22 protein-coding genes are annotated in these 22,054 nt (G+C 69.1%); 16 read left to right on the forward strand and 6 right to left on the reverse strand.

Annotated features, from left to right (window positions below; translation table 11 throughout):
• Positions 1-4: 4 nt before the first annotated feature.
• The 7 genes from alaS (at position 5) to AB0F51_RS16695 (ending at position 8,475) form a co-directional block, all read left to right on the forward strand.
• Positions 5-2,674: an alanine--tRNA ligase gene (gene alaS / locus AB0F51_RS16665; protein ID WP_360280477.1), complete on the forward strand. Its 2,670-nt coding sequence runs from the start codon at positions 5-7 to the stop codon at positions 2,672-2,674.
• A gap of 95 nt (positions 2,675-2,769) precedes the next feature.
• Positions 2,770-3,228, forward strand: coding sequence for a Holliday junction resolvase RuvX (ruvX, locus tag AB0F51_RS16670; RefSeq protein ID WP_360280480.1), 459 nt, complete (start codon positions 2,770-2,772; stop codon positions 3,226-3,228).
• A gap of 32 nt (positions 3,229-3,260) precedes the next feature.
• Positions 3,261-4,427: an endolytic transglycosylase MltG gene (gene mltG, locus AB0F51_RS16675; RefSeq protein ID WP_360280482.1), complete on the forward strand. Its 1,167-nt coding sequence runs from the start codon at positions 3,261-3,263 to the stop codon at positions 4,425-4,427.
• Entirely contained in the window at positions 4,424-5,248 is an 825-nt protein-coding gene (locus AB0F51_RS16680) for a shikimate dehydrogenase (RefSeq protein WP_360280485.1), read from the forward strand. The genes mltG and AB0F51_RS16680 overlap by 4 nt, the downstream gene beginning before the upstream one ends.
• Positions 5,235-6,671: an FAD-binding oxidoreductase gene (locus AB0F51_RS16685; protein ID WP_360280488.1), complete on the forward strand. Its 1,437-nt coding sequence runs from the start codon at positions 5,235-5,237 to the stop codon at positions 6,669-6,671. Before AB0F51_RS16680 ends, AB0F51_RS16685 begins: the two co-directional genes overlap by 14 nt.
• Positions 6,672-6,696: 25 nt before the next feature.
• The gene (locus AB0F51_RS16690) at positions 6,697-7,731 is read left to right on the forward strand and encodes a DUF2330 domain-containing protein (RefSeq protein WP_360280491.1); all 1,035 of its coding nucleotides are present in this window, start codon (positions 6,697-6,699) and stop codon (positions 7,729-7,731) included.
• Between the two features lie 24 nt (positions 7,732-7,755).
• Complete coding sequence (locus AB0F51_RS16695; protein WP_360280493.1) at positions 7,756-8,475, forward strand: A24 family peptidase; 720 nt, start codon at positions 7,756-7,758, stop codon at positions 8,473-8,475.
• A 122-nt stretch (positions 8,476-8,597) separates the two neighbouring features.
• Here AB0F51_RS16695 and AB0F51_RS16700 read toward each other — a convergent pair whose 3' ends face one another.
• Complete coding sequence (locus AB0F51_RS16700; RefSeq protein WP_360280496.1) at positions 8,598-9,725, reverse strand: ADP-ribosylglycohydrolase family protein; 1,128 nt, start codon at positions 9,723-9,725, stop codon at positions 8,598-8,600.
• A gap of 119 nt (positions 9,726-9,844) precedes the next feature.
• Here AB0F51_RS16700 and AB0F51_RS16705 point away from each other — a divergent pair, with 119 nt between their 5' ends.
• Genes AB0F51_RS16705 through aroB form a run of 4 tightly spaced genes read left to right on the forward strand, consistent with a single transcriptional unit; the run spans position 9,845 to position 12,924 of the window.
• Positions 9,845-10,051 (forward strand): hypothetical protein, encoded by a 207-nt coding sequence (locus AB0F51_RS16705; RefSeq protein ID WP_360280499.1) that lies wholly within the window; start codon positions 9,845-9,847, stop codon positions 10,049-10,051.
• Between the two features lie 55 nt (positions 10,052-10,106).
• Positions 10,107-11,312 (forward strand): chorismate synthase, encoded by a 1,206-nt coding sequence (aroC, locus tag AB0F51_RS16710; protein WP_360280501.1) that lies wholly within the window; start codon positions 10,107-10,109, stop codon positions 11,310-11,312.
• The gene (locus tag AB0F51_RS16715) at positions 11,309-11,821 is read left to right on the forward strand and encodes a shikimate kinase (RefSeq protein WP_360280504.1); all 513 of its coding nucleotides are present in this window, start codon (positions 11,309-11,311) and stop codon (positions 11,819-11,821) included. The genes aroC and AB0F51_RS16715 overlap by 4 nt, the downstream gene beginning before the upstream one ends.
• Entirely contained in the window at positions 11,818-12,924 is a 1,107-nt protein-coding gene (gene aroB / locus AB0F51_RS16720; RefSeq protein WP_360280506.1) for a 3-dehydroquinate synthase, read from the forward strand. The genes AB0F51_RS16715 and aroB overlap by 4 nt, the downstream gene beginning before the upstream one ends.
• A 45-nt stretch (positions 12,925-12,969) precedes the next feature.
• Here aroB and AB0F51_RS16725 read toward each other — a convergent pair whose 3' ends face one another.
• Genes AB0F51_RS16725 through AB0F51_RS16735 form a run of 3 tightly spaced genes read right to left on the reverse strand, consistent with a single transcriptional unit; the run spans position 12,970 to position 16,656 of the window.
• Positions 12,970-13,953, reverse strand: coding sequence for a hypothetical protein (locus tag AB0F51_RS16725; protein ID WP_360280509.1), 984 nt, complete (start codon positions 13,951-13,953; stop codon positions 12,970-12,972).
• Positions 13,950-14,597, reverse strand: coding sequence for an RNA polymerase sigma factor (locus AB0F51_RS16730; protein WP_360280511.1), 648 nt, complete (start codon positions 14,595-14,597; stop codon positions 13,950-13,952). Before AB0F51_RS16730 ends, AB0F51_RS16725 begins: the two co-directional genes overlap by 4 nt.
• 37 nt (positions 14,598-14,634) lie before the next feature.
• Positions 14,635-16,656 (reverse strand): AAA family ATPase, encoded by a 2,022-nt coding sequence (locus AB0F51_RS16735; RefSeq protein WP_360280514.1) that lies wholly within the window; start codon positions 16,654-16,656, stop codon positions 14,635-14,637.
• A 69-nt stretch (positions 16,657-16,725) separates the two neighbouring features.
• On the opposite strand from AB0F51_RS16735, the gene AB0F51_RS16740 reads away from it, so the two are divergent.
• The 3 genes from AB0F51_RS16740 (at position 16,726) to AB0F51_RS16750 (ending at position 18,525) form a co-directional block, all read left to right on the forward strand.
• Positions 16,726-17,313 carry a helix-turn-helix domain-containing protein gene (locus tag AB0F51_RS16740; protein ID WP_360280517.1) on the forward strand — a complete coding sequence of 196 codons (588 nt, stop codon included), beginning with the start codon at positions 16,726-16,728 and terminating at the stop codon, positions 17,311-17,313.
• A gap of 55 nt (positions 17,314-17,368) precedes the next feature.
• Entirely contained in the window at positions 17,369-17,818 is a 450-nt protein-coding gene (aroQ, locus tag AB0F51_RS16745) for a type II 3-dehydroquinate dehydratase (RefSeq protein ID WP_360280520.1), read from the forward strand.
• A 119-nt stretch (positions 17,819-17,937) separates the two neighbouring features.
• Entirely contained in the window at positions 17,938-18,525 is a 588-nt protein-coding gene (locus AB0F51_RS16750; RefSeq protein WP_360280523.1) for a response regulator transcription factor, read from the forward strand.
• On the opposite strand, the gene AB0F51_RS16755 is transcribed toward AB0F51_RS16750, so the two are convergent.
• Positions 18,522-19,850, reverse strand: coding sequence for a Gfo/Idh/MocA family oxidoreductase (locus AB0F51_RS16755; protein WP_360280526.1), 1,329 nt, complete (start codon positions 19,848-19,850; stop codon positions 18,522-18,524). The two genes, AB0F51_RS16750 and AB0F51_RS16755, sit on opposite strands and share 4 nt — an antisense overlap.
• 92 nt (positions 19,851-19,942) lie before the next feature.
• Between AB0F51_RS16755 and AB0F51_RS16760 the strand changes: the two genes are divergently transcribed.
• Both AB0F51_RS16760 and AB0F51_RS16765 read left to right on the forward strand, forming a co-directional pair.
• Entirely contained in the window at positions 19,943-20,890 is a 948-nt protein-coding gene (locus tag AB0F51_RS16760; RefSeq protein ID WP_360280529.1) for a sugar ABC transporter permease, read from the forward strand.
• Complete coding sequence (locus AB0F51_RS16765; RefSeq protein ID WP_360280532.1) at positions 20,887-21,741, forward strand: carbohydrate ABC transporter permease; 855 nt, start codon at positions 20,887-20,889, stop codon at positions 21,739-21,741. Before AB0F51_RS16760 ends, AB0F51_RS16765 begins: the two co-directional genes overlap by 4 nt.
• A 119-nt stretch (positions 21,742-21,860) precedes the next feature.
• Here AB0F51_RS16765 and AB0F51_RS16770 read toward each other — a convergent pair whose 3' ends face one another.
• Complete coding sequence (locus AB0F51_RS16770; protein ID WP_360280535.1) at positions 21,861-22,025, reverse strand: hypothetical protein; 165 nt, start codon at positions 22,023-22,025, stop codon at positions 21,861-21,863.
• Between the last annotated feature and the right edge of the window lie 29 nt (positions 22,026-22,054).

Here is a 22,054-nt window from a genome sequence, read left to right on the forward strand (position 1 = left end):
CACCATGGAAACCAGTGAAGTTCGCCGGCGGTTCCTGAAGTACTTCGAAGACCGCGAGCACACCGTGGTGCCGAGCGCACCGTTGCCGTCGCCGGACCCGAACCTGTTGTTCAACGTGGCCGGGATGGCCCAGTTCGTCCCGTACTTCGTCGGCCAGCAGACGCCGCCGTACGCGCGGGCCACCAGCGTGCAGAAGTGTGTCCGGACCCTCGACATCGACGAGGTCGGCAAGACCACCCGGCACGGCACGTTCTTCCAGATGAACGGCAACTTCTCCTTCGGTGACTACTTCAAGGAAGAAGCCGTCCGGTACGCCTGGGAACTCGTCACCAAGCCGCAGAGCGAAGGCGGCTACGGGTTCGACGAGTCCGTCCTGTACGCCTCGGTGTACTACGAGGACGACGAGGCGATCGACATCTGGAAGCGGGTCGCCGGGCTGCCCGACGACCGGATCGTCCGGCTCGGGATGAAGGACAACTTCTGGTCGATGGGCATCCCGGGTCCGTGCGGCCCGTGCTCGGAGATCCTGATCGACCGCGGCCCGGAGTTCGGCGCCGACCGGGACTGGGAGGCCGGCGACCGGTACCTGGAGTTCTGGAACCTGGTCTTCATGCAGAACATCCGCGGTGAGGGTGGCGGCAAGGAGGGCTACCCGATCCTCGGCGAGCTGCCGAAGAAGAACATCGACACCGGGCTGGGCCTGGAGCGGGTCGCGTACCTGCTGCAGGGCGTCGACAACATGTACGAGATCGACGAGATCTACCCGGTGATCGAGAAGGCGTCCGAACTGAGCGGCCGCAAGTACGGCGCCGACCAGGTCGACGACGTCCGCTTCCGGGTGATCGCGGACCACGTCCGCAGCGCGCTGATGCTGATCGGCGACGGCGTCACCCCGGGCAACGAGCAGGGCGGGTACGTCCTGCGCCGGCTGCTGCGCCGCTCGATCCGGTCGATGCGCCTGCTCGGCTACGAGGACCCGAGCCTGGTCGAGCTGCTGCCGACCAGCCTGGAGCAGATGAAGAAGTCGTACCCCGAGCTGGAGGCCGACTTCCCGCGGATCAGCCAGATCGCGTACGCCGAGGAGGACGCCTTCCGGCGTACCCTCACCGCCGGCACGAGCATCTTCGACCTGGCGGTGAAGAACCTGAAGGCCGCCGGTGGCGCTCAGCTGGCCGGCAACCAGGCCTTCCAGTTGCACGACACGTACGGTTTCCCGATCGACCTGACCGTCGAGATGGCCGCCGAGCAGGGCCTGCAGGTGGACACCGAGGGCTTCCGGTCGCTGATGAAGGAACAGCGCGAGCGGGCCAAGGCGGACGCCCGGGCCAAGAAGGCCGGTCACGCGGACACCTCGGGCTACCGGGAGCTGCGCGAGAAGGGCATCACCGAGTTCACCGGGTACGACGAACTGGCGACCGACTCGCAGATCCGCGGCGTACTGCGCGAAGGCGTGGTGGCGAGCGCCGCCGAGCAGGGCGAGACCGTCGAGGTCGTGCTCGAGAAGACCCCGTTCTACGCGGAGTCCGGTGGCCAGATCGCCGACGAGGGCCTGATCGTCGGCGACGGCTTCAAGCTGAAGGTGCTCGACGTCCAGCGGCCGGTCAAGGGCCTGATCGTGCACCGCGTCGAGGTCGTCGAGGGTGTGCTTCAGCCTGGTCTGGACGTGCACGCGGAGGTCGACAAGGAGTGGCGCATCTCGGCCTGCCAGGCGCACTCCGGCACGCACGTCGTGCACGCCGCGCTGCGGCAGGTGCTCGGCCCGACCGCGTTGCAGAGCGGTTCGTACAACAAGCCCGGCTACCTGCGGCTCGACTTCGCGTGGTCGTCGGCGCTGGACCAGGCGACCCGCAGCGAGATCGAAGAGGTGGCGAACCTCGCCGTCCGGAAGGACCTGCCCGTCTCGGCGCAGTACATGTCGCTGCCGGAGGCTCGGGACTGGGGTGCGCTGGCGCTGTTCGGCGAGACGTACGACGAGTCCGTCCGCGTGGTCGAGATCGGCGGGCCCTGGTCGCGTGAGCTCTGCGGTGGAACGCACGTCAAGCGCTCCTCGCAGGTCGGTGCGCTGACAGTGACGGGCGAGTCGTCGGTCGGCGCCGGTGTCCGGCGGCTGGAGGCCTTCGTCGGGATGGAGGCGCTGCACTACCTGGGTCGCGAGCGGGCCCTGGTGCGGCTGCTGTCGGAGAACCTGAAGACGCGTCCGGAGGAGCTGCCCGCGAAGGTGGCCGACCTGGCCGAGCGGCTGCGGGTGGCGGAGAAGGAGCTGGAGAAGATCCGCGCGGGTCAGGTGCTGGCTGCCGGGGCGGAGCTGGCGAAGAGCCCGAAGGACGTGTTCGGCGTCGCGTACGTCGGTCACCAGGCACCGGACGGCGTGAACGGCGGTGACCTGCGCAAGCTGGCGCTCGACGTCCGCGGCCGGATGCCGGCCGACAAGCCGGCCGTCGTCGCGGTACTGAGCGTCAACGACGGCAAGCCCGGCGTGGTCGTCGCGCTGAACGACACAGCGCGCGAGTGGCGCCTGAAGGCTGGCGACCTGGTCCGCGTCGCGGCCGAGCAGCTCGGCGGCCGCGGCGGCGGCAAGGACGACGTGGCCCAGGGCGGCGGCACCGACCCCGCCGGCGCTTCCAAGGCGCTCAGCGCCGTCGAACACGCCATCGGCCAACTAGTAACCGGGTAACCCATGCCCCGCCCTCACACCCGCACAACGCGCCGCGCTGCTCCGCAGCGCGCGCGGTGCAGGCGCGTGCGGTGCTCCTCTGGGGAGGCACACTAGTGCGCCGGGGTGTGCGGGTCGCGCTGGACATCGGTGACGCGCGGATCGGGGTCGCCAGTTCGGATCCGCACGGGATTCTTGCTACTCCGGTGGAGACGGTCCGGGTCGGACCCGGTGCGTTGGAGCGGGTAGTCGGGCTGGTCGTCGAGTTGGAGGCGTTCGAGGTGGTGGTCGGGTTGCCTCGGTCGTTGTCCGGTGGGGAAGGACCCGCGGCGGTTAAGATCCGGGCGATCTGTGCTCAGCTGGCCGAACTGCTGGAGAAGGCGGACGTGACGGCTCAGGTGCGGCTGGTGGACGAGCGGTTCACCACGGTCACCGCCGAACGGATGCTGCGCGAACGGGGTAAGAAGGGTTCCAAGCGGCGGGCCGTGGTCGACCAGGCCGCGGCGGTCGTGATTCTGCAACACGCGCTCGAAGTCGAGCGTGAGACCGGCAACCCACCCGGGAGGCCCCTGTGAACGGAACATCGGTGAACCAAAACCGTGATGACGTGACCGACGACCTGGACGAAGACCTCGGCCTGCGCCCGGAGAGCCGGGTCGAGCGCCGGGCGAACCGGCGCAAGACCCGGGCCAAGCGCGGCTTCGGCTGCTTCGCCGGGCTGATCTCGCTGATGGTCGTGGGCGCCCTGGTCGCGGGCCTGGTGATCGGCTTCGGCAAGGGCCGCGACGCGCTCGAGAAGGTGTTCGCCGCGCCGGACTACGAGGGCACCGGCACCAGCACGGTCACCGTCGAGATCAGCAGCGGGCAGAGCTCCCAGGCGATCGCGGACACGTTGGAGAAGAAGGGCGTGGTGAAGAGCGCCAAGGCGTTCGAGCGGGTCGCTCGCGACGATCCCCGGTCGAAGAAGATCCAGGCCAACACCTACACGCTGAAGAAGGAGATGTCGGCCAAGGCCGCTCTCGAGCTGCTGCTGGACACGGCGAAGTCGGTGCTGGTCACCCGGTTCACCATCCCGCCCGCCCGGACCAAGGCGGAGATCGTCAACCTGCTGCAGAAGTCCAAGGCGGTCAAGCTGCCGGCCGGTGCCGCCCAGGCCGCGATGGACCGGCCGCAGACGCTGCAGCTGCCCACCTTCGCGAAGGGCAACCCGGAAGGGTTCCTCTTCCCGGGCACCTACGACATCCCCAAGGACGCGAACGCGAACCTGATCCTGCGGATGGCCACCGCCCGGTTCACCAAGACCGCGGGCGAGTTGCAGCTGGTCCAGACCGCCAGCCGCAAGAAGCTCGACCCGTACCAGGCCGTCATCGTCGCGAGCATCATCGGCGCCGAGACGAACCGCAAGGAGGACTACGCCAAGGTCGCCCGGGTGATCTACAACCGGCTGCAGGCCGGCAAGCGGCTGCAGATGGACTCGACCATCCACTACGTGGTCGGCCGCAGCGGTGGCGTCTTCACCTCGAAGGAGCAGCGCGAGACGGACTCGCCGTACAACACCTACAAGTACGCCGGGCTGCCGCCGACGCCGATCAACTCGCCCGACAAGGACACCCTGCGGGCGGCGCTGAACCCGGCGGCGGGCGGCTGGATGTACTTCACCCTGGTCAACCTCGACACCGGTGAGACCCTGTTCGCGAACACCGGCGACGAGCACCAGGCCAACGTGAAGAAGCTGCAGACCTGGTGCGCGGCCCACCCCGGCAGGTGTGGATGACCCGGTGTGCCGTGCTCGGTAGCCCGATCGCGCACTCCCTGTCGCCGGCCATGCACCGGGCGGCGTACGCCGAACTCGGCCTCGACTGGCGGTACGACGCCTTCGAGGTCAGCGAGGACGAGTTGCGGGGTTTCCTGAGCACGTTGGGTGATGACGTCCGGGGCCTGTCGCTCACGATGCCGTTGAAGCGGGTCGCGCTCGAGCTGGTCGACACGGTCGATCCGGTCGCCGAGCTGATCGGTGCGGCGAACACGATGCTGTTCGAGCCCGACGGCTCCCGGTCGGCGCACAACACCGACGTACCGGGTCTGGTGGCGGCTTTCGCCGAGCGGGGGATCACCGGCGCGGACACTGCCGTCGTCCTGGGTGGGGGAGCGACGGCGGCGTCGACGCTGGCCGCGCTGCGTGGGCTGAAGGTCAGTGAGGTCACCCTGGTCGTGCGCGACTTGTCGAAGGCCGAGCGGCTGCGCGATCTCGCGGCCGAGCTGGGGCTGGCTACCTCGGTGGCGGACTTCGCGCAGGTCGAGCAGATCGGTGGCTTCGACCTGTGCGTCTCGACGCTGCCAGGGGGAGCGGTCGATCCGTGGGCCGAGCACTTCGCCCAGGTGGCTCCGGTGGTTTTCGACGTGGCGTACCACCCGTGGCCGACGCAACTGGCGATCGCGGCGCACCGGATCGGTACAGAGCTGTTGAACGGCCTTGACCTGCTCGTGCATCAAGCGACCCTCCAGGTGGAGATGATGACTGGTAGGTCGCCCGCTCCTTTGGCGGCCATGAGAGCCGCCGCGCGTGAGGAGCTGGACGAGCGTGAGCCACATTGACCGCCGAACTCTGCTGAAAGCCGGTGGAGCGCTGGCCGCCGCCGCGCTGACCACCTCCGGCACTGCCGCCGGCGCGGCCGGGCCTGACTGGACCGCGTTCCAGCGGAGCCTCAAGGGCAGGGTGTACCGGCCGGGGCAGCCTGGCTATCCGACCGTGCGCCAGCTCTTCAACCCGCGTTGGGACTCGGTCCAGCCGGCCGCCGTCGTCCGGACCGCCGGGGGTAACGACGTCCGCGCGGCGATCCTGTTCGCCCGGAAGAACCGGCTCGTCTCGGTCCCGAAGAGCGGCGGTCACTCGTACGTCGGCGCCTCGACGGTCAGCAACGGCTTGGTCGTCGACGTCAGCGCGATGCGGAGCATGAGCTACGCGGGCAACGTGCTCACCGTCGGCGCCGGGGCCAAGCTGTACGACGTCCACGCGTTCCTCGACAAGCACGGCAAGTCGCTGCCGACCGGGACGTGCCCAACCGTCGGGATCGCGGGGCTCACCCTCGGCGGCGGGCTGGGCGTGCACACCCGCGCCTTCGGGCTGACCTGCGACCGGATCCAGTCGATGGGCGTGATCACCGCCGACGGCGTGGCCCGCAACGTCAGCGCGACCTCCGACCCCGACCTGTTCTGGGCGCTGCGTGGCGGTGGCGGCGGCAACCTCGGCATCGTGACCTCGTTCAAGCTGATCACGATCCCGGCGACGAAGCTTGGTTTCTTCCGGCTCACCTGGCCGGAGTCCCGGGCGGCGGACGTCGTCCGCGGCTGGCAGAAGTTCGCCGTGGCCGCGCCGGTCACCGCCTGGGCCAACCTGCGGATCGTTGCGCAAAGCAACGGAACGCTGGGGGTCACCGTGCTCGGAGTCTCGACCACCGGCAACGGTGCGGCGGCCGCAGCGCAGCTGGAGTCGTACGTCAAGTTCAAGGCGACCACCCGCAGCTTCGCGGTCCGCACCCACATGGAGGCGGTGAAGTATCTCGGTGGCGGGACGACCAGCGCGCGGCAGGGCTTCCTGGCCGGCTCCGACGTGCTGAAGCCGATGACCGCGCCGACTATCACCGCCCTGCTGGGCGCAGTGAAGACGGCCGCCCGGGCGAAGCTCCCGGCAGTGGCGATCATGGACCCGCTGGGTGGCCAGGCAGCAAAGGTGCCTTCAGGCGGATCGTCGTGGGGCTGGCGTTCGGCGGTCGGCGTCGTGCAGTGGTACTCCGGACTGGCCGCGCACCCGACCTCGGCCCAGCTCAGGGCCGCCCAGACCTTCATCACCAACGGGCATCGCGCAGTACGCCCGTCGACCGCCGGCGGCTACGTGAACTATGTGGAGTCCGGCCGATCCGTCAGCAGCTACTACGGTGCCAACTACGCCCGGCTGCAGGCGGTCAAGAAGAAGTACGACCCGACCAACTTCTTCCACAACGCCTACACGATCGCCTGATCCGGCAGACCGCTAGCCTTCGGCCATGAAGCTGTGGCGGTTGGTCGCGGGTGTGCTGGTGTTCGTCTTCGTGAGTGCGGGCATCTCACCTGCCTGGGCCTGTGCCTGCGGCGGCTACCTGCCGGACGCGGAGTCCCGGGCCCGGGTGTACGGCGAGAACGCGCTGGTCCGCTACGACGGCACCCAGGAAGAGATCGTGTTGTCGATGTCTGTCCAGGGTCAGTCCCACAAGGCGGCCTGGATCATGCCGGTGCCGGCCGCGGCGAAGGTGGAGCTCGGCGACGAGGACCTGTTCTTCCGGTTGCAGTCGATGGTCCGGCCGAAGGTCGTGACCCGCAAGACCTACTGGCCGTTCCGCGATCTCGGCCTGAACAACCGGGGCGACGGGGCCGGTGCACCCATGGCCGGCGCCGGCGTGAACGTGCACCAGCAGATGCGGCTCGGCCCGTTCGAGGTCGCCCGGCTGGGTGGCTCGAGCGCGACTGCGGTGACCGGCTGGCTGCGCACGAACGGGTACGTCGTACCGGACAGCCTGGCCGGCAACCTGACGCCGTACCTGATCGAGAAGTGGGAGATCGTCGCCGTCAAGCTCGCGCCGAGGGACGACGGTACGCCGATGACGGGCTCGACCCCGCCGCTGCGGCTGACCTTCGCCTCACCGCGGATCGTCTACCCGATGCGGTTGAGCAAGGGCGCGACCACGCCCCAGACGGTGACCGTGTACGTCGCGGCGCCGTACCGGGTGGATGCCTCGAAGCTGCCCGACCCCTCGGTGAAACCCGAGCTCCTGTACGCCGGACGCCTCGAGGGCGAGACGCAGACCCAACTGTCCGCGCCGTCGTCGTCGTTCCTGACGGCGTACTCGGTGACCTATCGCGAGCCGGGCAAGATCACCGACGACTTCGGCTTCACCCAGGCGGCGACCGACGACGAGTTCCAGCGGGTCACTTACGTGACCAAGAACGAAGGGCTGTGGAGCACGATCGCGGTCGTTTTTACTGGCCTGCTCTTGCTCGGCGTCATCGCCGCACTGATCGCCCGTCGCGTGGTGAGGGGTTAGTCCGATCGTCTAGGCTCCTGGATCGTGCCGGGTGACAACGCAGTGCTCGCCGCAGGGGCCGGGGTGGTGCTCTGCGGACCAGTCGCGTTCGCGCTCGGCCCTTGGTTGATGCGCCGGATTCCCGAGCCCGTGCTGGACGGGGGCGACACCAAGACCCCGTACGCCGACCTCGCGGGGCAAGGCGTCGCGACCAGGGCGGCGTACTGGTGTGGTGGTGTGGCTGCGGTTGCGGGCGGGCTGCTCGGCTGGACGCTGGGGACTTCGGCAGGCCTGGCCGCTTGGTTGATCCTCGCCGTCGTCGGGTCCGTGCTCGGCTACATCGACACCCGGACCAGATACCTGCCGTCGGCAATCATCTGGCCGTCGTACGCGCTCGTCGGACTGGCTCTGGTCGTCGGCGCGGCGGTGTCGGGGGAGTGGGGATCGCTGCGCCGGGCGGCGATCGCGGGAGTGATCGGTTTCGGGGCGTTCTACCTGCTCTGGTACGTGTTTCCCCGTGGGGTCGGCTTCGGTGACGTCCGGCTGTCCGGGTTGCTCAGCATCGCGCTGGGCTGGCTCGGCTGGGCCGAGTTGATTCTCGGCCTGTACGGCGGGTTCTTCCTCGGCGCGGTGATCGGGGTCGTGCTGACCGCGGCGAAGGTGCTCAAACGCAAGCAGTTGTTCCCGTTCGGCCCGTTCATGCTCGTCGGCGCGCTGATCGGCGTACTGGCAGGACAGCCGTTGGAGAACCTGTACCTCGGCTGATCGGGGGACGTAATGTGTTCCGGCACAAGCTTTCGATCGAGCCGGCCGGGTAGCCGGCCACGTACTGGCCGGGACGCCGGGCCTGATCCTCGGGGGACAGGCTGGGCGTCCCGGCTTGCTGTTCACCAGCCGGGGTAGCGGTCGCGCCAGGCGGTGTGCGGGCCGTAGTCGTCGTGCAGCCGGTGCGCCTGGGTGAACTCCAGGGCGAGGTCGTCGGCGAGTTGCAGGATCGTGCCGCGGCCTTCGACGGTGCAGACGAGTTCCGCCGGGAGAGCGGTCTCTCCGTGCAGTACGCCGAGGATGTTGCCGCAGATCGCTCCGGTGGAGTCGCTGTCGCCGGAGTGGGTGACAGCAAGCGCGAGGGCGTCGAGGAACTGGTCGGGCTCGGGATACTTCAGTGCGCAGTACACGCTGATGGCCAGGGCCTCCTCGGCGATCCATCCACCGCCGAGTAGTTCGACTGTGACCGGCCCGGCGTCGAGGTGACCGGCTGCCAGCTCACGGGCGGTAGCGAGCGCAGTACTGGTTTCTTCATGTCCTGGTTTGGTGGCCAGGAGGGCTTGTGCAGAGTCGAGGGCGGTTTCCAGCTCAGCGCCCTGGTTGAGCTCGTAGACGATCGCGGCGAGGGCGCCTGAGGCGAGCTTGCCGGTGACGTGGCCGTGGGTGTAGCCGGCGGCCTCCGCGGCCGCGTCGAAGACCCACTCCGCGTTGTTGCTGGGCAGCAGTCCGAACGGCGCGACCCGCATGACGCCACCGCATCCCTTGGAGTCGTTGGCGGCCTGGCTGCCGAACTGCGGGATGCTGTTGCCGCCCTTGCGCGCATCGGTCAGCGCCGAAAGGCAGGTGTTGCCGGGAGCGCGCCGGGCATACAGCCACTGCTCCGCCTGCAACCACCCGTCGCGCTCGCCACTGGGCGCCGGCAGCAACTGCGTGTCCAGCCAGCGGTCATAGGCGTGATGCACGACCGCCACGGTGAACCCGATCCCACGATCAGTCCGTACGCCGGCCCGGATCAGCCCTTCGACGGTGAACAACGTCATCTGGGTGTCGTCGGTGACCGTCCCGGCCGGCCACCCGGGGCCGCCGGCAACGAACTTCCGGACGCCATCGGGGTGCGCGGCAACGATCGTCCGTCCGTCGTCGAACTCCACCGGACCACCCAGCGCGTCCCCGATCGCCCCACCCAGCAGGCATCCCCGCACCCGCGCCCGGTACGCCTCCTGAGCAGCCCGCGTCATCTGTCTGTCCACGCACCGACTTTAGTTGGGGTAGCGCCAGCACCACCCCAAGTAGGGTCTCAAAGCCAGTTCGCCGCGCCGCTCCGGCTCATAACGTCGTACTCACCGAACATCGGATCGAGGAGGACCCCATGACCACCAAGCTGCGCCGCACCGCCGCCAGGGCGGCCGCCGCCGGCCTGGCAACCGTCGTACTGGCCGGTGCCGCCGCTGCGGGCGCCTCTGCGGCGGTACCGCAGGACGAGAACCGCTGTGACGCCAACCCGGTGGCACGGGCCCTGGACGTCGCCCTCTCCGTCCGCAGCGCCCTGGACCCGGACCGCGCCACCACCTGCTAGCCCGCCAGCCGAGACCACCGAAAGCGGGCGGGTGGCGGCGTGGGAGGATTGCGGCATGCTGCGCTGGCTCACCGCCGGCGAGTCGCACGGACAAGCGCTCGTCGCCGTACTCGAAGGTCTCCCCGCAGGCGTCCAGGTCACCACGGATGATGTGGCCGACGCCCTGGCTCGTCGTCGTCTCGGCTATGGCCGCGGCGCCCGGATGAAGTTCGAGCGGGACGAGGTGACGTTCCTCGGCGGATTCCGGCACGGGCTCTCGCTCGGCAGCCCGGTCGCCATCCAGGTCGGCAACACCGAGTGGCCCAAGTGGCAGCAGGTGATGGCTGCTGACCCGGTCGACCCCGCAGTACTGGCAGATCTGGCGCGCAACGCGCCACTGACCCGGCCGAGGCCCGGCCACGCCGACCTCGCGGGTATGCAGAAGTACGGTTTCGACGAGGCCCGTCCGGTGCTGGAGCGGGCGAGCGCGCGGGAGACCGCGGCGCGAGTGGCGCTCGGTGAGGTCGCGGCCAGGTTCTTGAAGCAGGCGTACGGCGTGACGATCGTCAGCCACGTCGTCGAGCTCGGCACGGTCAAGGCGCCGTACGGCGTGATCCCGTCGGCCGCGGACGTTGCCCGGCTGGACGAGGACCCGGTGCGCTGCCTGGACCCCGACGCGAGCAAGCAGATGGTGGCCGAGATCGACCAGGCGCAGAAGGCCGGTGACACGCTCGGCGGCGTCGTCGAGGTGATCGTCGACGGCCTGCCGCCGGGTCTCGGTAGCTACGTGCACTGGGACCGCCGGCTGGACTCCAAGCTGGCCGGTGCGCTGATGGGCATCCAGGCGATCAAGGGCGTGGAGCTCGGCGACGGCTTCGAGCTGGCCCGCACGCCGGGGTCGAAGGCGCACGACGAGATCGTCGCCGACAACGGTGAGGTACGCCGTACCAGCGGTCGCTCGGGTGGCACCGAGGGCGGGATGAGCACCGGCGAGACGTTGCGGGTCCGCGCCGCGATGAAGCCGATCGCGACCGTGCCGCGGGCGTTGCGCACGATCGACACCCAGACCGGCGAGGCCGCGGCGGCGCATCACCAGCGCTCGGACGTGTGCGCCGTACCGGCCGCTGGGATCGTCGCCGAGGCGATGGTCGCGCTGGTGCTCGCGGACGTGTCGATCGAGAAGTTCGGCGGCGACTCGGTGGCGGAGACGTCCCGCAACCACCAGTCCTACCTGGCGAACCTGCCCAGCACGATCACTCCGCGCGAGTGGGGCACCGAGTGACCGACGCACGAGGGCCCGTCGTGGTGCTGGTGGGGCCGCCCGGGTCGGGGAAGTCGACGGTGGCGCAGCTGCTCGCGGCGAAGCTGGGCAAGCCGCACCGGGACACCGACACGGACATCGAGCAGCAGGCCGGCAAGCCGATCTCGGACATCTTCGTCGACTCCGGTGAGCCCGCCTTCCGCGCGCTCGAGCGGGCCGCGATCGTCGCCGCGCTCGCGGCCGACGACATCGTGCTCTCCCTCGGCGGCGGTGCCGTCCTCGACCCGGACACCCGCGCCGACCTGGCCGGCCATACCGTCGTCTACCTCGACGTGTCGGTCGGCGAGGCCGCCAAGCGCGTCGGTCTCGGCGTCGCCCGGCCGCTGCTGCTCGGCAACGTCCGGACCCAGTTGAAGAACCTGATGGACGCCCGCCGGCCGCTGTACGCCGAGGTCGCCAAGCACACGGTCAGCACCGACGGCCGGGCGCCCGAGGAGATCGCCGACGAGATCCTGGAGCACCTCGGATGACGGACCAGCCCGGCACCCGCCGGATCCGGATCGCGGCGGCAGCGCCGTACGACGTTGTCATCGGCAACAATCTGCTCGGTGAGCTGCCCGCCCTGCTGGGCGAGAACGTGCGCCGGGTGGCGGTCATCCACCCGCGGGCGCTGCGGACCAGCGGTGACGCGATCCGCGACGACCTGACCGCGGACGGCTTCACCGCCCACGCGATCGAGATCCCCGACGCCGAGGAGGCCAAGTCCGCCGAGGTACTCGCGTACTGCTGGTCGGTGCTCGGCCAGGCCGGTTTCACCCGGTCCGACGCGATCGTCTCGATCGGCGGCGGTACGACGACCGACCTGGCCGGCTTCGTCGCCGCGACCTGGTTGCGTGGCGTCAAGGTGGTGCACATCCCGACCACGCTGCTCGGCATGGTCGACGCGGCCGTCGGCGGCAAGACCGGGATCAACACGGCCGAGGGCAAGAACCTGGTCGGTGCGTTCTGGGAGCCGGCCGGCGTACTGTGCGACCTGGCCGCGCTGGAAACCCTGCCCCGTAACGACTACGTGAGTGGGCTGGCCGAGGTGGTGAAGTGTGGCTTCATCGCCGATCCGGCCATCCTCGAGCTGGTGGAGGCCGACCCGGAGGGCGCGTCGTCACCGGCGTACAAGCACACCGAGGAACTGATCGCCCGCGCGATCCAGGTCAAGGCGGACTCGGTCGGAGCGGATCTGCGCGAGAAGACCACCACGGCCGGCGGGCGGGTCGGGCGGGAAGCGCTGAACTACGGGCACACGCTGGGGCACGCGATCGAACGGGTCGAGCGCTACAAGTGGCGGCACGGTGCCGCGATCAGCATCGGCATGGTGTTCGTCGCCGAGCTCGCCCGGGCGGCGAGCAAACTCGACGACGCGACGGCGGACCGGCACCGCGCAGTACTGGAGTCGCTCGGACTGCCGGTCAAGTACCGCGCGGACGCCTGGCCGCACCTCCAGGATGCGATGAAGCTCGACAAGAAGACCCGCGCCGATCGCCTCCGCTTCGTCATCCTCGACGCCCTGGCCAGCCCCACCATCCTCGAAGCCCCCGACCCCAGTCTCCTGATCGCCGCGTACGCCGAAATCAGCTGACCCCAGTACGCCGGCCGGCGGGGCTCCACGCCCCGCCGGCGCTCTTCAGCGGTTCTTGAAGTGGATTCCGAGCGGGGCGAGCTTCGGGTCGTCGGTGGCGTGGCCGATGTCTACGCGAGTGGTGCCAGGGCTGGGCGTCAGCCCGCCACCGCCCTTCTGGTCCGCCGGCGCGTCGAGCAGTTTGCCGTCGTGGGCCAGCACCTGGGTCTCGATCCGTACCTCGTCGCCGCGCCGCAGCGCCGTCGACTCGTCCCACGAACGGAGGAAGACGTAACCGTCGGCCGCGTCGCCGACGAACCACGGGCCCGCCTTGCCCCTCACCACGAACCGCTGCCGCATCTTGGCGACCCGCTCGTCCACCCGGTACCACGCCTCCGTCATCAGCTTGTCCGGCTGGTTGTCGAACTTCACGTAGTACCGGCTGCCGCCGCTGTCGGTCGGCGCGGCCGGGTGGGTGGCGTCCGTCGGATTGATCACCGTCTTGCCCTTGCGTGCCTCGACCGGATCGCCGCCGATCAGTCCGACCTCGAACCCCTGGACGGTCTCGCCGGAGGCCGACTTGGTCGTCGGGAAGCCGACACAGCCATAGATCAGGCCGTTCGACTTGTCGAGCACGACCACGGTGTTCTCGGTCTTGCGCGGGTCGGCCCAGTTCCGCACCTTGAACGCGTGGCTCACCTGGCCGACCTCACCCGGTGGATGGCCCTCCTGCCGGACACAGGCCTCAGCGAGCGCATTCGCCTCCGCCGCACCGAGCGGACCCGCATTGACCTGTACGTCGGACGGCTGTGGCTTGGGCCGCACCAGCGACGGCTTCGTCGGAGTGGTCTGCGCGGCCGGACCCGGTACAGGCTGGTCGTCCTGGCCGGAACTCGCGAAGACGAGACCGCCCGCGACGACCGCGACCGAAGCGGCGGCAGCGATCGGTACGAGCCAGGGCCTGCGCTGACGGGTGTCGTCGGCGAGAACGTGGTCGAGGATGTCCTGCTTGCGGGGGAGCGGTCGCTCCGCCGGGAGTTGCTTGATCATCTGAGGCCCTCCTGGTCACCAAGGTCGAGAAGTCCGGCGAGGCTGGTCCGGGCCCGAGCGAGCCGGGACTTGACCGTGCCTTCGGGGATGCCGAGCACGCGGGCCGCGTCGGCCATCGAGCACTCCGACCACACGACGAGCTCGACCACCTCGCGCTGCTTGGCGGGGATCCGGTCGAGGATGCGGCGGATGTCGCTCATCGCCCGTTCGTCGTCGATCCGCGCCGCCGCTGCGATCGAGTGATCGGGGATCGGCCCGGTCGGGTCGATCAGCTCGATCCGGTCCCGCAGCGCCGACTGCCGCCGGAAGGCGCGCAGTACGTTGCCGCACTCGTGCCCGGCCATCACCAGCAGCAGTGGGCGGGCCGAGTCCAGGGTCAGCTGGTCGATCCGCCGAGCCCGGGCGCGTCGCCACAGCGCCAGGAAGGTCGCCTGGACGACGTCCTCGGCGGCCGGCCATGACGACGTACGGCGGAACGCGAAGTTGTAGACGGCGTCGCTGTGGCGCTGGAAGAGTTCGGTCAACGCCGACTCGTCGCCGGTTCGGAGTTGCTCCCAGAGTTCGCGGTCGCTCCTGGCCAGCTGGACCGGTCTGACTTCCGTTCCCACCCGCGGCACCCCCAGCGTGGCTGTTCGTGTGCTCATACCCGGAAGAGTCCGGCAGGTCAGGCGCCGGTTCGGTTCAGGCGCCGGTTCCGTTCAGCTGCGGTGGCAGATCGCGGCTGTGCAGGACGTCCAGCCGAGAGACCGCCCTGGTCAGCACAACATAGAGCCGGTTCAGGCCACGCGGCTCGGCCTCGACGATCGCGGCGGGCTCGATCACGATCACGTGGTCGTACTCCAGGCCCTTCGCCAGCGCGGCCGGGACGACCGCGACCCGCCCGTCGCCGTCCGCCTCGATGGGGTCGATGCCGTCCAGCTTCAGCGCGTCCCGCAACTCGTCGACCGCGGCGTCGGCGGCGATCACCCCGATCGATCCCTCCTCCTTCAGCGCAGCCCGTACTGCGTCGGTGCAAGCCGCGGCGAGGTCTGTGGTGTGCTGCACCGTGAGACGGCCGTCGGAGCGGAACGAACTGGTCGGTGGGACATCGACACCGAGCCCTTTGAGCAGGCGGTTCGCCAGTTCGACCACGGCGGCGGGGACGCGGTAACCGGTGGTCAGCGCGATCACCTGGCTGTCGGGCTTGCCGAGGTGGGTCAACTGCTCGGGCCAATCGCGGGCAGCCCACGGTGTGGTGCCTTGGGCGAGGTCGCCGAGAACGGTGATCGAGCCGTGCTCGCTGCGGCGGGCGATCGCGCGGCACTGCATGGGGGAGAGGTCCTGGGCTTCGTCGATGATCACGTGACCGTAGGTCTGGCCGCGCTCCAGGAGCGCGCTTGCTTCGTCGAGCAGTACTGCGTCGGCCGCCGTCCAGCGAGCGCTCTTCGGCTTGCGCGCGCGTTTCCAGGTGATGGCCGCCTGCTCCTCCTCGGTGAGGATGCCGGTCGCGGCCGCGACGAGGGTGGCGCTGTCGCTGAGCAGCTCGGCCAAGAGCTCGTCCGCCTTGACCAGTGGCCAGACCGCGTCGACGGCCGGCGCGACGCCACGACCCATCTTGCGGAGCCAGCTGCCGTTGCAGTTCTGCCCGCGGGCTTCGGCTTGCCGCTGCAGCGCGGCGACCAGTCGCGAGATCACCCGTTCCCTCCCGAGCAGGTACGCCGTCGCCTCCTGCCGCGCGTCCTCGACCATCTGCTCGAACTCGTCCTGGTTCACCCGCCACCGATACGACCCATCCGGTACGACGACCGCGTCCGCCGGCGGCCGGATCCGTTCGTAGAGCGCCCGCCGGAGGACCTCCTCCATCCGGCGATCGTGTTTCACCCGCGCCGCGGCCGGCTCGTCCGTACTGCGAATCGGGTGCTGCTCGTCGCTGAGCAACTCCTCGATCGTCGTCTGCTCGACATCGACCTCGCCGAGCGTCGGCAGCACAGCGGAGATGTAGTGCAGGAATGCCCGGTTGGGCCCGAGCACCAGTACTCCGTTGCGCTGCAGCCGCGCCCGATGCACATACAACAGGTACGCCGCCCGATGCAGCCCGACCGCCGTCTTCCCGGTCCCCGGAGCCCCTTGCACACACAGCGATTCGTCCAACTCGGCCCGAACCAGAACATCCTGCTCCGGCTGAATCGTGGCCACGATGTCCCGCATCGGCCCCACCCGAGGCCGCTCGATCTCGGCCCGCAAAATCCCACCCACCGTGCTGCTCGAAGGGCTCGAGGTGGGGCGGTTCAGGTGTTCGTCTTCGTAGCTGGTGAGGGTGTCGGCGGACCAGCCGAAGCGTCGGCGGGTGGTGATGCCTCGGGGGTCGGTCGGGCTTGCGCGGTAGAAGGACGTGGAGACCGGGGCTCGCCAGTCGATGACGAGCGGCGGGCGGCCGATCGCGTCCGAGATGTGCCGCCGGCCCAGGTAGTAGGTCTGATTGCGGTGCTCGCCGGCGGATTCGTCCGCTCCGTAGCCGATCAGGCCGAAGAACGGCGGCCCCGCGCCGTCGTCGCCGAGCTCTCGCGCCAGGCTCTTGAGGTAGTAGCCGAGCCGCTCGGCCGTGTACCGGTCGCCCCAGGTCAGCTCGCCGACCACCACGTTCTCCCGCGCTCCGTCGATCATCGCCTGCAGCGCGGCGCGGCAGCGCTCGGCGTACTCGCGTTCCTCGTCCAGTCCCCGCATGCACCCGATCCTCAAAAAATTAACCCGGTCAATTCTTTGACCAGGTTAACACTTTGCTATCGTCAGCGCATGGCCGAACTGCGCGACCGCAAGAAGCAGCAGACGCACGACGCGCTGTCCCAGGCGGCGATCGCGCTCTTCCTGGAGCGTGGCTTCGACGAGGTGTCGGTCGCGGACATCGCGGCGGCGGTGGATGTCTCCAAACCCACCCTGTTCAAGTACTTCGCGACCAAGCAGGACCTGGTGCTGTACCGGATCGCCGACCACGCGGGCGAGGCTGCCCGGGTCGTGAAGGCGGCAACGGGCGACCCGGTCGAAGCGCTCCGCGCCCACTTTGTCGACGGCCTGAAGCGCCGCGACCCGGTCACCGGACTCAACGACGACCCCGAGGTGCTCGCCTACTACCGCCTGGTCTTCAGCACTCCGGCGCTGGCAACTCGCGTCCACGAGTTCGTTGCAGCAGACCAAGCCGCGCTGGCAGCCGCTCTCGGCACCGGCCTCAAAGCCGAACTGACGGCCGCCGACCTGATCTCCACCCAGCAGGTCCTCTCCCGCCGCAACTGGACGGTCCTCAGCACCGGCATCACCGCCGACACGCAGTACCGGACAGCCGTCGCCGAAGCCAACCAGGCCTACCGCCGCCTGACCCACCGCTGATCCCGTGGTGCAGCCCAGCCTGACCGCACTGCGTCGACGGCACTAGGGTGGGGGTGTGACTGATGTTGCTGGTGGGCGGCGGGTGTTGGTGCTGAACGGGCCGAATCTGGGCCGGCTCGGGTCGCGGGAGCCTGACGTGTACGGCGCGACGACGTTCGCCGATCTGGTCGCCGACTGTGAGAAGACCGGTGCCGAGCTCGGGCTGGCCGTCGAGGTGCGGCAGACCGACGACGAGGCGGAACTCGTCGGCTGGCTGCACGAGGCCGCCGACGCGAAGACCCCCGTCGTCCTGAACCCGGCGGCCTTCACCCACTACTCGTACGCCCTCCGCGACGCCTGCGCCCAGCGCACCGCCCCGCTGATCGAGATCCACATCAGCAACCCGGCCGCTCGCGAGGAGTTCCGCCACACCAGCGTCGTCGCGGCCGTCGCCGACGGCACCATCGCCGGCTTCGGCCTGAACTCCTACCGGCTGGCTCTGCGGGCCGTCACATTCCTTCCGTAAGCCTGTTTTAAGGCTGGCTGAAGGTTGGCCCGGACCATCGAGGTAGCTGACATTGGGAGGCTGCCGTGGCTGCGTATTCGATGAGTTCGGTTCGACAAGGCTCTGGGGGAGTGGCGTCTGTGGGGCAACAACGCGTACCGGTGTGGGTGAAGGCGCTCGACCCGCTGTCGCAGGTCGGGCTGGTGTACGCGCTCCGGCAGCGCCCCGAGATCCTGCTGGTCACGGAGAACCACCACCTCAAAGCCCGCACCACCCTGCCACTGGTGGCCCTGATCGCGGTCGACTCTCTCGACCCAACGGCAGGCCAGGTACTGCGTGCAGCGGCGCACCGCGGCTACCGACGGACCGTGGTGATCGCCGGCGTGATCGACGACGACGCGGTGACGACCGCCGTCGAACTCGGTGTCTCGGGCATGCTCCGGCGTGCCGACGCGACGGCCGGCCGCATCGTGCAGCTGATCCAGGCGGCCGCCGCCGGCGACGGCCGCCTGCCGGCACCCCACTCCCGATCGCAAGCAGGACTGTCGGACCGCGAGACCCACGTACTCCGCTTGGTTGCTGACGGCAAGGACACCCACGAGATCGCCCGCGAGCTGTCCTACTCGGAGCGGACCGTGAAGAACGTCCTGCACGACGTGACAACCCGGCTGAAACTCAGGAACCGCTCACACGCCGTCGCCTACGCACTTCGCGAGGGCCTGATCTAGTCCTCGACGAGTCCAGCCGGGGCGATCCGCACCGGCGTACCGGTGGCGAGGCTGCGGTTGACGGCTACTCCAACGGCCGCGCTCCGCAACCCGTCGACGTACCCAGCCTGCCGCCGCAGCGGATCCTCACCCGCGCCCCGGAAGACCTCGCGCAGCATCAGGACGTCCCCACCGCCATGAGCGCCAACCCCCTCAGAGATCGGCACTTCCTGAGCAGCCTCCCAGTGCTGCTGCACGGTCAGTCGAGACCCCTTCGGCCGTACGCTGTCCAGCTCGGCCGGGCCGCTCTTGCCCTCAGGACCCAGCAACCGCGCCGCCTGCGCACCGCCCGCCACATGACTGCGCTCCACAACCTCCAGCTCAGCCCGGCCACGCGTGCCATTGACGCTGACCCGGTACCCCTCCCAAGGACTGTGGGCGGTGAGCGAGTACGCCATGCTCGCCCCACTCTGATACCCGACGAGCACGCTCAACGTGTCCTCGATGCTCACTCCAGGAGCGAACACATCCCGATCCCGGTGATAGCCGTCCGCATGCTCGGCCATCAAGAACAGTTGCCGCATCGTGTCGTTCTCAGCCATGTCGAGCCCGTATGGATCGCCAGCCGCCGCATCCCGTGCCAGCGAAGGCCGCGACCCACCCGGATGACCAGCGCCGTCACTCCCATAGAAGTGAAGCCCTCCGAGCGCGTAAACCGTCGAAGGGATGTCATCCAGCCACCAGTTCACCAGATCGAAGTGATGCGCGGCCTTGTGCACGGCCAGCCCACCTGAGTGACTCTTGTCCCGATGCCACCGCCGGAAGTAGTCGGCACCGTGCACGGTGTCCAGCATCCACTCGAAGTTCACCGAGACCACCCGGCCCACAGCGCCGGACGCGATCACCTCCCGCAGCGCACTGTTGCGAGGCGAGTAGCGATAGTTGAAGGTCAGGATGAGCCGAGCCGACGATTCCCGGGCGGCCGCCTCGATCGCTCGTAACCCGGCGGCGTCGATGGTCAGCGGCTTCTCGCAGATCACGTCGACCCCGGCCGCCAGGGCCTGAGTCACCATCGAAGCGTGCGTGTGGTCCGGTGACGTGACGACCAGGACGTCGACCGCTTGCTCGGTCAGCATCCGGGACAGGTCGGCCGGGTCGTAGTGAGCCGGCGCATGACCCGCGGCCTTGACCTTCTCGTCGTACTGCGTCATCCGTACGTCGTTCGTGTCGCACCAGGCCACCGGCAGCGCGACATCGGCGTGCTCGCCGAGCATGGCGTCGACGTACATGCCGGCCCGGGAGCCGGTGCCGACTATCGCGTAACGCCGCCGTGGTCTCGCCATCATGCTGATCTCCTCAGGAACCGGTTTCTGACCTATGATAGCCGCCGCAGGCTGGATTCAAAGAAACCGGTTCCCCACTGGAGAGCGGAGAAGACATGACCGTGCTCACTCCCGTCGCGCCGCCGGCTGACGCGCCGCCGGCCGGCGCGCCGCGGCAGAAGCGGCACCGACCACGGGAACGGTGGACGCCGTACTTGCTGCTGGCCCCGGCAGGCATCCTGCTCACGGTGTTCCTGGTCTATCCGATCGGCAGCGTCGTCTACTACAGCCTGTACAAGTACAACGTCACCAAGCCCTGGGACAACGGCTTCGTCGGCTTCGACAACTACGCGGCGATGCTGCGCGACGACCTCTTCTGGCAGTCCCTGCTCTTCACCGGCCAGTGGGTCGTGGTGGAGGTGTCGCTGCAGCTCGTCTTCGGTCTCGCGTTGGCCCTGGTGATCAACGAGACCTTCGTCGGGCGCGCGATCTCCCGGGCGCTGGTGTTCTCGCCGTGGGCGGTCAGCGGCGTCCTGACCACCACCATCTGGCTGCTCATCTACAACCCGACCACCGGTTTCGGCCGCTACCTCGCCGACGCGGGCATCGGGGAGTACGGCACCAGCCTGCTGACCGAGCCCGGTACGGCGTTCTGGGCGGCCGTGCTGGCCGAGCTCTGGCGCGGTGTGCCGTTCTTCGCGATCCTCATCCTCGCCGACCTGCAGTCGATCTCCGGCGATCTGTACGAGGCGGCCGAGGTCGACGGCGCCGGCCGGTTCCGCCGCTTCTGGTCGATCACGCTGCCGCACCTGCGCAACGCGATCATCCTGTCCACTCTGCTGCGGGCGGTGTGGGAGTTCAACAACGTCGACCTGCTCTACACCCTCACCGGCGGCGGCCCGGGCAACTCCACCATGACCCTTCCGCTGTACGTCGCTCGCAAGGCGGTGGACGCCAAGGAGTTCGGCTACGGCTCCGCGCTGACCATGTCCGCGTTCCTGATTCTCGCCGTCTGCTCCGTCACCTACCTCTGGCTCGCGCGGGCCGGGAAGGAAACCCAATGACGCCCCGAGGTGTGGGTCGCCGGCCGACCGGGAGCGAAGCGGCCCGGCGGGCGCCGCGCTGGACGATCTACCTGCCGCTGGTGGTGTACCTGCTGTTCACGCTGGTGCCGTTCTACTGGATCCTGCTCTTTGCCTTCCGGAAGACGGGTTCCACCGCCCTGGTGCCGTGGCCGCTCACCTTCGAGCACTTCAACACCGTCTGGAACGGCGCCGGGTTCGGCGTGTTCTTCAAGAACTCGGTGATCATCGCGGTACTGACGGTGCTGCTGACCACGGCGATCGCGCTGGCCGGCGGCTACGCCCTGGCCCGGTTCAGCTTCAAGGGCAAAGCTGCCTGCATGGTGCTGATGCTCTGCACGCAGTTCGTGCCCGGCGCGATGATGCTGATCCCGCTGTTCGACATCTTCCGGACTACGCACCTGATCAACACGCTCTGGAGCATCGTGGTGGCCGACGCGGTCTTCCACCTGCCGCTGTCGATCATCTTGATGGCGGGCTTCATCCGGAACATTCCGATCGAGCTCGAGGAGGCCTCCTGGGTCGACGGCTGCGGCCGGTTCCGCGGGTTCCGGATGACCGTGCTGCCGCTGTTGCGTCCCGGCGTGGTGGCGATCAGCTCGTTCGCGTTCATCTCGTCGTGGAACAACTTCCTGTTCGCGCTGATGTTCCTCAACTCCCAGGACCAGTTCACGATCCCGGTCGGCCTGAGCTACATGCTCGGTGAGTACAGCGTCGACTTCGGGGCGCTCGCGGCCGGCGGTGTCGTCGCCGTCGTACCGGTCGTGCTGGTGTTCGCCTACGTGCAGCGCTTCCTGGTCCAAGGCCTGTCGGCCGGGGCGGTGAAGGGCTGAGTACGCCGCGCCCGTCCGCGATCGGCGGCTACGAGGATTGGCCCGGCGCCTGGCGCGCTGGGCCGGTCCTGTCCGGTGACGCCGTCACCACCGAACTGGCCGAGCTACTGGGCGTGCTCTCACCGGCAGATCCCCAGCCCCGCGAAGTCGACCGCTGGCAGCACGACGGTCTGGTGACGATCGAGCTGTTCTGGCAGACCGCCTTCGGTCCGCCGACGCGCGGCTGGCTCGTGCGCCCGGACGACGATCGCCTTCTGCCGGGAGTGCTTGCGCTGCACTGTCACGCAGGAGTCAAGCACTGCGGGGCTGAACG

It is taken from the genome of Kribbella sp. NPDC023855, assembly GCF_040639475.1.
In the GTDB taxonomy this organism is placed as follows: Bacteria; Actinomycetota; Actinomycetes; order Propionibacteriales; family Kribbellaceae; genus Kribbella.

Coding starts and splice junctions, on each gene's coding strand:
- AB0F51_RS16690 (WP_360280491.1), top strand. CDS start 6,697: ATGAAGCTGTGGCGGTTGGTCGCGGGTGTGCTGGTGTTCGTCTTCGTG.
- AB0F51_RS16705 (WP_360280499.1), top strand. CDS start 9,845: ATGACCACCAAGCTGCGCCGCACCGCCGCCAGGGCGGCCGCCGCCGGC.
- AB0F51_RS16730 (WP_360280511.1), bottom strand. CDS start 14,597: ATGAGCACACGAACAGCCACGCTGGGGGTGCCGCGGGTGGGAACGGAA.
- AB0F51_RS16755 (WP_360280526.1), bottom strand. CDS start 19,850: ATGATGGCGAGACCACGGCGGCGTTACGCGATAGTCGGCACCGGCTCC.
- AB0F51_RS16765 (WP_360280532.1), top strand. CDS start 20,887: ATGACGCCCCGAGGTGTGGGTCGCCGGCCGACCGGGAGCGAAGCGGCC.
- AB0F51_RS16760 (WP_360280529.1), top strand. CDS start 19,943: ATGACCGTGCTCACTCCCGTCGCGCCGCCGGCTGACGCGCCGCCGGCC.
- AB0F51_RS16725 (WP_360280509.1), bottom strand. CDS start 13,953: ATGATCAAGCAACTCCCGGCGGAGCGACCGCTCCCCCGCAAGCAGGAC.
- AB0F51_RS16740 (WP_360280517.1), top strand. CDS start 16,726: ATGGCCGAACTGCGCGACCGCAAGAAGCAGCAGACGCACGACGCGCTG.
- alaS (WP_360280477.1), top strand. CDS start 5: ATGGAAACCAGTGAAGTTCGCCGGCGGTTCCTGAAGTACTTCGAAGAC.
- AB0F51_RS16680 (WP_360280485.1), top strand. CDS start 4,424: ATGACCCGGTGTGCCGTGCTCGGTAGCCCGATCGCGCACTCCCTGTCG.
- AB0F51_RS16735 (WP_360280514.1), bottom strand. CDS start 16,656: ATGCGGGGACTGGACGAGGAACGCGAGTACGCCGAGCGCTGCCGCGCC.
- aroC (WP_360280501.1), top strand. CDS start 10,107: ATGCTGCGCTGGCTCACCGCCGGCGAGTCGCACGGACAAGCGCTCGTC.
- aroB (WP_360280506.1), top strand. CDS start 11,818: ATGACGGACCAGCCCGGCACCCGCCGGATCCGGATCGCGGCGGCAGCG.